This is a genomic window from Bradyrhizobium oropedii, assembly GCF_020889685.1.
Lineage (GTDB): Bacteria > Pseudomonadota > Alphaproteobacteria > Rhizobiales > Xanthobacteraceae > Bradyrhizobium > Bradyrhizobium oropedii.
The window spans coordinates 1-7,658 of record NZ_JACMYO010000288.1; the positions used below are offsets into that span (position 1 = coordinate 1).

A 7,658-nucleotide genomic window follows, 5' to 3' on the forward strand; every position below is an offset into this window, starting at 1 on the left:
CGCGCCGGGCGCGGTCGTCGGCCTCGTCGGCATCTTCCTGCCGGGAATTCTCATCCTGCTCGCGGCGCTGCCGTTCTGGGATGGCTTCCGCAAGCAGCCCACGGCGCAGGCGATGATGCGCGGCGTCAACGCAGCCGTGGTCGGCATCCTCGGTGCCGCGCTCTATAGTCCGGTGTGGACCAGCAGCGTGCAGCGTCCGCTCGATTTCGGCATCGCGCTGGCCGGCTTCGTCCTGCTCACGGCATGGCGCGCGCCGCCGCTCGTGGTGGTCGTGCTCAGCGCGGCCGCCGGCATCGCCACCGGGCTCCTGCAATCGTGAACGGACGAGCCGGCCTTCGCGGTCCGGATTAAGAACGCCTTCACGGCTGGCCACCATGATGGCGGGGTATGCCGAGTGCCCCTAGACTACCGGATTCCGCCCGGGTTCCTGTGCTGGACCTGCTGCGGCTCGCCGCGGTCGGGGCCGTGATCCTGTACCATTACGGCTTCTGGGGCACCGCATCGCACGGCGTTCAGAAAGTGGCGTTGCCCTACCTCGCCCCGGTCGCCCAGTACGGCTTCCTCGGCGTCCCCGTGTTCTTCGCGATCTCTGGCTTCGTCATTGCCTACTCGGCTGAAGGCCGCACGCCGATCGGTTTTGCGATCGCCCGCTTCAGCCGGATCTATCCGACCTTCGTCATCTGCATGACACTGACATTCCTCGCGACGCGGCTGGTGGGCCACGCGTATTTCCACGTGACATGGGGACAATGGCTGGCAAACCTGTTCGTCGCGGCGCCGATGCTCGGTCAGCCCTACATGGACGACGCCTACTGGTCGCTGGTGATCGAGGTCGTGTTCTACGCCTGGATCGCGCTGTTGCTCGCCTGGGGCATCTTCCCGCGGCGGATCGACATCATCATCGTGGCATGGATCGCGATCACCTTCGCCAACGAGCTGACGCTCGACGTTCCGCTGTTCGAGAAACTCTTCATGGCCGACGACAGCGGCTTCTTCGCCGTTGGCCTCCTGATCTATGAACATTATCGGGGACGGCGTGACACCAGGCTCTACAGCCTGCTGACGCTGGCGATGGGCACGGCGACCTTCCAGGCCGTCCACAAGCTGGAGCGGCTCGGCGTCCACACCCATGGCAGCTTCGATCCGCGCGTCGTCACCCTGATCTGCATCGTCTCGCTCGGCATCGTGTTCGCCGCCACGCGCATCAAGTCCGTGCCGCTGCCGGCCGGCTTCGTCAGAGCCGCGGGCGGCATCACCTATCCGCTCTATCTGCTGCATCTACAGCTCGGCTACGTGATCCTGCTCCTGATCACGCCAATGCCGGACGCGCTATCGACCGCGCTTGTCGTGGCCGGCATGGTCGCGCTGGCGTGGTTCGTCTGGCGCTTCCTCGAAGCTCCCGCGCACTACCTCGTCAGGGACAGACTGACGATGCTGGCCTCACGGCACGGATGGCCCTCGCGCATTCGCGCGGGCGAAGCCCGGATCGATCCGGGCCACATCGCCGCGCCGGCGGAGGCCGGGCGGATCGCCAATCACTGAGTTTCCCGGTGGCACGATTCCGCGCATCGATGCGAGCGCCGTCTCCGCTGCTCAGCGCCGCGACCAGCGATTTGGGGCCCATCCGGCGCAAAACACTGCATCGGCGCTGTCGGGAATGGTCTGCGCGAACCACCGGTCGACATCCGGCGACGTTTGGGTTCTCGGCTCATCACGATAGCGAAGCTGGCCATAGGCACCGCGCATCGCCATCGTCGTCTTCTCGATGATCTGACGCGGGTACAGGGTTGCGGCCAGCCTGGCGCAGAGATCATCGAGATCGCCGCCGCGCGTCTCGGCTGGAATGGCCGGCACGACGCTTCGGCATTGTGTGCGGCCCAATACGTAGATGACGGGATTGCGCGTCCGCCAGCACAGGCAGAACTCTGCCGGTGCCGCCGGATGACCGAACTCCGCCGTCATTGCTGTATCGAACATCCGCTTGAAAAAACCGCTGCCTCGATACGCATCTCTGACCGCGGTGCCCGACAGGTAGATCACGGGAGTGCCGGCATCGGCTAGGCGCTGAATGATGAGATAAGCCACACATTCAGCCCCGTGCTGGAGAAGAACAACGCCGTGGTCGGGTTTGAACGGTGAGTGCTGGCGCGACCAAAATCGTTCGTGCGTCAGCCAGTTCGTGTCGATGATGCTGTTGATGTCCTCCAGCACGGCATCGCGGCGATGTTCCGGGACATCAGAGGCGATTTGAAACAACTCGCCGGTAACAGCCCCGGGCTGCGTCGCGATCACGGCGGCTCCTTGTTGCTCGATTCGACTTCAGGTTGCTTTTGCAGGGTACGGCACCCATGATCCGCGTGGCAAGCCGGGCTCAGCCCCAAATCGCAAATCACTGAGTTGCCCGACGGCGCAAGCCCTCGCAGCAAAAATAATTCTATTTATCCGAACATCCAACTCAGTGTATGAATCTGCCGTCTCACCCGATCGAGGGGCGCTTCGCGGTCGTCACGAACGTGGGTCGAGATGCGGTGGACGCGGATGCGCGATTGACGATCGTGGCAGCGGCGGACGGCGAAATCGTGCAGGCCTGACGCCCTAGCGGCAGGTGTCTCATCAGCAAGGCTCGCTGATGACGGTGACAACCAAGCCCAGTCTCGCCGGGGAGAGCACGTATAAGCCGTAACCCATCGCGCAGGGAAAGCCGGGTTGTTTCCGGTTACACCTGTGGTCCTACCCCCGAGCTTTCTACCCATTGCTCGGGGCCCATGGGTGCGATCGGCACCCGGCTTTCCCTGCGCCCTCTTCAAGGAGAGGGCCTGAAAATTGGCAAACCTCGGGTGCATTCCGCACTGCGAGACCGCGAGAACATGCCGAGCCATGCAAGAAAGCCCCGTTCTGCCCTTTATGCAGGGCCAAAATCCCTGCAAGACCCTTGACATAGCTGCCCTTTCGGCAGAACGCGTGGGGTCAAGCCGTCATGGATATTTCATGGATCTGATTAGTACGACCTCCGACCTCGCCGCCGCCTGCGACCGGCTCGCCAAACACAAGGTCATCACCGTCGACACCGAGTTCCTGCGGGAGACGACTTACTATCCCCTGCTCTGCGTCGTGCAGATGGCGAGCGCGGAAGAAGCTGTCGTGGTCGACGCGCTGGCGCCCGGCATCGACCTCAAGCCGTTCTTCGAGCTGATGTCTGATGAGGCCGTGCTCAAGGTCTTCCACGCCGCGCGACAGGACATCGAAATCGTCTGGCATCTCTCCGGCACGATCCCGCATCCGATCTTCGACACCCAGGTCGCCGCCATGGTGCTCGGCTATGGCGACAGCATCGCCTATGACCAGCTGGTCGATCGCGTCACCGGCCACCGCCCCGACAAGACCCATCGCTTCACCGACTGGTCGCGCCGTCCGCTGAGCGAAGAGCAACTGCATTACGCCGTCTCCGACGTCACCCATCTGCGCGAAGTATTCGCGGCGCTCGACGCCGACTTGCGGAAGCGCGACCGCAGCGAATGGGTCAGCGAGGAGATGGAAATCCTGACCTCGCCGAAGACCTACGACTTCCATCCCGAGCGCGCCTGGGAGCGGCTCAAGACCCGTGTGCGCAAGCCGCGCGAGCTCGCGGTGCTGATCGAGGTCGCCGCCTGGCGCGAGCAGGAGGCGCAGAGCCGCGACGTGCCGCGCTCGCGCGTGCTCAAGGACGATGCGGTCGGCGATATCGCCACCCATGCGCCGACCTCGCTGGACAAGCTCGGCAATCTGCGTTCGCTGCCGAAGGGTTTCGAGCGCTCGAAATGGGGCGCCGACATCATTGCCGCCGTGCAGCGCGGGCTCGCGCGTGACCAGGCGACGCTCCCCAAGCTGGAAAAACCCCGAAACAATTCCAACGGCGCGGCAACCGTCGAGCTGTTGAAGGTGCTGCTGCGCATGACCTCGGAGCGCCACGGCGTTGCCAGCAAGGTGATCGCCACCGTCGACGATCTCGAGCAGATCGCGGCCAGCGATCAGGCCGAGGTCGGCGCCCTGCACGGCTGGCGGCGCGAATTGTTCGGCGAAGCGGCGCTCAAGCTCAAGCACGGCCAGCTCGCGCTCGCGATCGACAAGGGCCGCGTGGTGCGGGTCGATCGGGGTTAAAGAGCGTTTTCGAGCGAAGTGGGCACCGGTTCGCGTGAAGAAAACGCGTCAAAACAATATCTAGAGCGCACGTCGTTCGCTTGCTGCACGCCGGGTTCCGGCGCCACCGACCGTCGGCCACCGGCCGAACCCTCCACCGCGGAGAGCGGCCGGCACAGGCTGAGGTTGCGTCACGCGAAACCACCGCGCTTGCTAAGGGACAATTTTCGTGTTGCAATCCCTTCACAATCGGATTGCGGCCGTTCGACTGTGCGTTTCACGACGTTGATATCCAGGGCTTCGATATCCAAGCCTTCGAGAGGCGAAACTTCGGACTTGAAGACTTTGGATCTGAAGACCCGGAAATCGAACAGACAGCGGAAAGCACGCTTGTGGCGTGGCACGTGGAAAACGTGGCCGCGTCTTTTTTATGTCTAAACTGGGAGAGAGACGATGCCGAAGGGTACCGTCAAATGGTTCAACCCGACCAAAGGTTACGGGTTCATCAAGCCGGCCGTCGGCGACAAGGACGTGTTCGTCCACATCTCGGCGGTCGAACGCGCAGGCCTCAGCACACTCAACGAGAACCAGACCGTCGAGTACGAGCTGGTGGAGAACCGCGGCAAGGCGTCGGCAGAGAACCTCAAGGTTCACTGAACCTCGAAGGTTCACTGATCGCCGCTGCTAGCGGAATTCATCCTGCTGTCTCCCCCGGCAGCATCACCCGGGGGATTCTTCTCGGGGATCTCACTTGCAGCCGCGCGCTAAGGCGCCGGCGCAATCAGTGTGCTGTCCGTTGCGGCGCTGCCCTGCGTCTTGCAGCGGTCGCCTTCGAGCTTGAGCCGGCCGCTCGCCAGAAGCCGCAACGCCTCCGGATAGATGCGATGCTCGATTCCGATCACGCGCGCGGCGAGCGTCTCGGCCGTGTCATCGTCGGCCACGGTAACCGCGCCCTGCATCACGATCGGTCCGGCGTCGGTCTCCGGGATCACGAAATGCACCGTCGCTCCGGACAGCTTGACCCCTGCGCGCACGGCCTGGCCATGCGGGTCGAGGCCGGGAAAGCACGGCAGCAGCGACGGATGGATATTGAGCATCCGGCCGTACCAGTGCCGCGCGAATTCGGCCGTGAACAGCCGCATGAAGCCACCCAGACAAATCAGCTCGACCTGCCTGTCGTCGAGCGCCCGTTGCAGCACTGCCTCGAAGCCGGCGCGGTCCTTGCCGAACGGCTTGCTCTCGATGACGATGGTCGGAATGCCGCTCGCGGCCGCTTTCTCGAGTCCGGCTGCGTCAGTGCGGTTGGAGATCACGGCCACGATCTCGGCCGGAAAATCGGGAGCCTTGGCAGCCTCGATCAGCGCGACCATGTTGGAGCCGCGGCCGGAAATCAGGATGGCGACGCGGCGCTTCATCGCGAGAGATCGAGATGACCGTTATAGACCACGCGATCCTCGCCCTTGGCCTCGATCACCTCACCGAGCAGCGTCACGGTCTCGCCGCCGGCGGTGAAGGCCTCGGTCACCGCATCGACCGCGTCCGGCTTGACGATCGCGATCATGCCGATGCCGCAGTTGAAGGTGCGCAGCAGTTCGAGCTCGGCGATGCCGCCCTGCTCCGCCAGCCATTTGAACACCGGCAGCACCGGCAGCCGCGCCAGATCGATGCCGACACCGAGATGTTTCGGCAGCACGCGCGGAATGTTGTCGGTGAAGCCGCCGCCGGTGATGTGGGCGAGCCCCCTCACCGCGCCAGTCTCGCGGATCGCGCGCAGGCAGGATTTCACATAGAGCTTGGTCGGGGTCAGCAGCGCCGCGCCGAGCGTCATGACCGGCGCGAACGGCGCCGGCGCGTCATAGGCAATGCCGGACAGCTCGACGAGCTTGCGCACCAGCGAATAGCCGTTGGAGTGCACGCCCGAGGACGCCAGCCCGATCACGGCGTCGCCGGCCGCAATATCCCCGGTCGGCAGCAGCGTGCCGCGCTCGGCCGCGCCGACCGCAAAGCCGCCGAGGTCGTAATCGCCGTCCTTGTAGAGACCAGGCATCTCGGCGGTCTCGCCGCCGATCAGGGCACAACCGGATTCGCGGCAGCCCTCGGCGATCCCGGCGACGATCTGCGCGGTGGCCTCCGGATGGAGCTTGCCGCAGGCGAAATAGTCGAGGAAGAACAGCGGTTCCGCGCCCTGCACGACGAGGTCGTTGACCGACATCGCGACGAGGTCGATGCCGATCCCGCTGTGGATGCCGGTCTCGATCGCGATCTTCAGCTTGGTGCCGACGCCATCGGTCGCGGCCACCAGGACCGGATCCTTGAAGCCGGCGGCCTTGAGGTCGAACAGCCCGCCGAATCCGCCGATCTCGGCGTCCGCGCCGGGCCGTGCGGTGGCTCGCACCATCGGCTTGATCAGATCGACCAGACGATTGCCGGCGTCGATATCGACACCCGAATCCGCGTAAGTGAGCCCGTTTTTGCGCTCGGTCATGCCCAATTCCAGATGATAAGGGGCTGGTTACGAGGAATTCCGCCCCCGCGCAATGGCTCGCGGCAATGCTGTCGCGATACTATGTAGATAACACCCGGCCGCCGCGCAAAAGAGCCGGATATCGAGTAAAATCAGGCTTCTAGCCGGGAAGCGATTCAAGTTGAGCATTCCGAATATCATCACCCTCGGCCGCATCATCCTGGTGCCGGTGATCGTCTGGGCCATCGTGTCGAGCCAGATGGAGATCGCGTTCGCGATCTTCGTGATCGCCGGCGTCTCGGACGCGGTCGATGGTTTCCTTGCCAAGCGCTTCAACATGGCGAGCGAGCTCGGCGCCCTGCTCGACCCGCTCGCCGACAAGGCGCTGCTGGTGTCGATCTATGTCGCGCTCGGAATCTGGGGCGCGGTGCCGCGCTGGATCGTGATTCTCGTGGTGTCGCGCGACATCATGATCGTCTCCGCCGTGATTGTGTCATGGTTGTTCGACAAGCCGGTCGAGATGAAGCCGTTGATGGTGTCGAAGCTGAACACGGTGGCACAGGTCGCGTTCGCGGCTCTGGTGCTCGCCTCGCTCGGCTTCGGCTTTCAGCCGCATCCCTACGACCTGATCCTGATGGGTCTGGTCACGATCTTTACTTTGGGTTCGGTGTCCCTCTATCTCGTGGAGTGGGTGCGGCACATGAGCACGATCGACGCTCGGTAGCGCACGATCCGGAAAAGTGAAACCGGCTTTCCCGCGACAAACGCGAAGCGTTTGCGCAGGGATCATGCTAAAATAACGTGGTTTGGAGATTTGCGTGGCCGGTAGCGTTCAACCTCGTCAATTGGCCTTGGCCCTGCCGCACGAGGAGAAGCTGACCCGCGACGATTTCCTCGAGGGGTCCGCCAATGAGGCGGCGCTGGCGCTGATCGACGGCTGGCCCGACTGGCCGAACCGAATTATGCTGCTGGTGGGGTCCGAAGGCTCCGGCAAGAGCCACCTCGCCGCGATCTGGGCCGAGATCGCCGGCGCGCGCGCAACCGCGGCGCATGCGCTGACCGCCGACGCGGTGCCGAC

At 64.1% G+C, this 7,658-nt stretch carries 8 protein-coding genes and 1 pseudogene; 6 read left to right on the forward strand and 3 right to left on the reverse strand.

The features are described 5' to 3' along the window. Both H8A95_RS40405 and H8A95_RS40410 read left to right on the forward strand, forming a co-directional pair. On the forward strand, positions 1 to 319 hold a 319-nt coding region (locus tag H8A95_RS40405), incomplete at its 5' end, for a chromate transporter (RefSeq protein ID WP_229188098.1). Between the two features lie 68 nt (positions 320 to 387). After that, entirely contained in the window at positions 388 to 1,542 is a 1,155-nt protein-coding gene (locus tag H8A95_RS40410; RefSeq protein WP_229188099.1) for an acyltransferase family protein, read from the forward strand. Positions 1,543 to 1,593: 51 nt separating this feature from the next. Here the strand turns inward: H8A95_RS40410 and H8A95_RS40415 are convergent, their stop codons facing one another. After that, positions 1,594 to 2,292, reverse strand: coding sequence for a hypothetical protein (locus H8A95_RS40415; protein ID WP_229188100.1), 699 nt, complete (start codon positions 2,290 to 2,292; stop codon positions 1,594 to 1,596). Positions 2,293 to 2,988: 696 nt separating this feature from the next. Between H8A95_RS40415 and rnd the strand changes: the two genes are divergently transcribed. Both rnd and H8A95_RS40425 read left to right on the forward strand, forming a co-directional pair. Next, the gene (gene rnd, locus H8A95_RS40420) at positions 2,989 to 4,137 is read left to right on the forward strand and encodes a ribonuclease D (RefSeq protein WP_229188101.1); all 1,149 of its coding nucleotides are present in this window, start codon (positions 2,989 to 2,991) and stop codon (positions 4,135 to 4,137) included. Between the two features lie 432 nt (positions 4,138 to 4,569). Next, positions 4,570 to 4,773: a cold-shock protein gene (locus H8A95_RS40425; RefSeq protein ID WP_021079877.1), complete on the forward strand. Its 204-nt coding sequence runs from the start codon at positions 4,570 to 4,572 to the stop codon at positions 4,771 to 4,773. Positions 4,774 to 4,880: 107 nt separating this feature from the next. Here H8A95_RS40425 and purN read toward each other — a convergent pair whose 3' ends face one another. After that, entirely contained in the window at positions 4,881 to 5,531 is a 651-nt protein-coding gene (purN, locus tag H8A95_RS40430; RefSeq protein WP_163151163.1) for a phosphoribosylglycinamide formyltransferase, read from the reverse strand. Further along, positions 5,528 to 6,601 (reverse strand): phosphoribosylformylglycinamidine cyclo-ligase, encoded by a 1,074-nt coding sequence (gene purM, locus H8A95_RS40435; protein WP_229188102.1) that lies wholly within the window; start codon positions 6,599 to 6,601, stop codon positions 5,528 to 5,530. The genes purN and purM overlap by 4 nt, the downstream gene beginning before the upstream one ends. 160 nt (positions 6,602 to 6,761) lie before the next feature. Between purM and H8A95_RS40440 the strand changes: the two genes are divergently transcribed. Continuing rightward, positions 6,762 to 7,304, forward strand: a complete 543-nt coding sequence (locus tag H8A95_RS40440) for a CDP-alcohol phosphatidyltransferase family protein (protein ID WP_229188103.1) — start codon at positions 6,762 to 6,764, stop codon at positions 7,302 to 7,304. 94 nt (positions 7,305 to 7,398) lie between these two features. Beyond that, positions 7,399 to 7,658, forward strand: a pseudogene (locus H8A95_RS40445) (chromosomal replication initiator DnaA); the annotation flags it as partial.

Coding starts and splice junctions, on each gene's coding strand:
- rnd (WP_229188101.1), top strand. CDS start 2,989: ATGGATCTGATTAGTACGACCTCCGACCTCGCCGCCGCCTGCGACCGG.
- purN (WP_163151163.1), bottom strand. CDS start 5,531: ATGAAGCGCCGCGTCGCCATCCTGATTTCCGGCCGCGGCTCCAACATG.
- purM (WP_229188102.1), bottom strand. CDS start 6,601: ATGACCGAGCGCAAAAACGGGCTCACTTACGCGGATTCGGGTGTCGAT.
- H8A95_RS40425 (WP_021079877.1), top strand. CDS start 4,570: ATGCCGAAGGGTACCGTCAAATGGTTCAACCCGACCAAAGGTTACGGG.
- H8A95_RS40410 (WP_229188099.1), top strand. CDS start 388: ATGCCGAGTGCCCCTAGACTACCGGATTCCGCCCGGGTTCCTGTGCTG.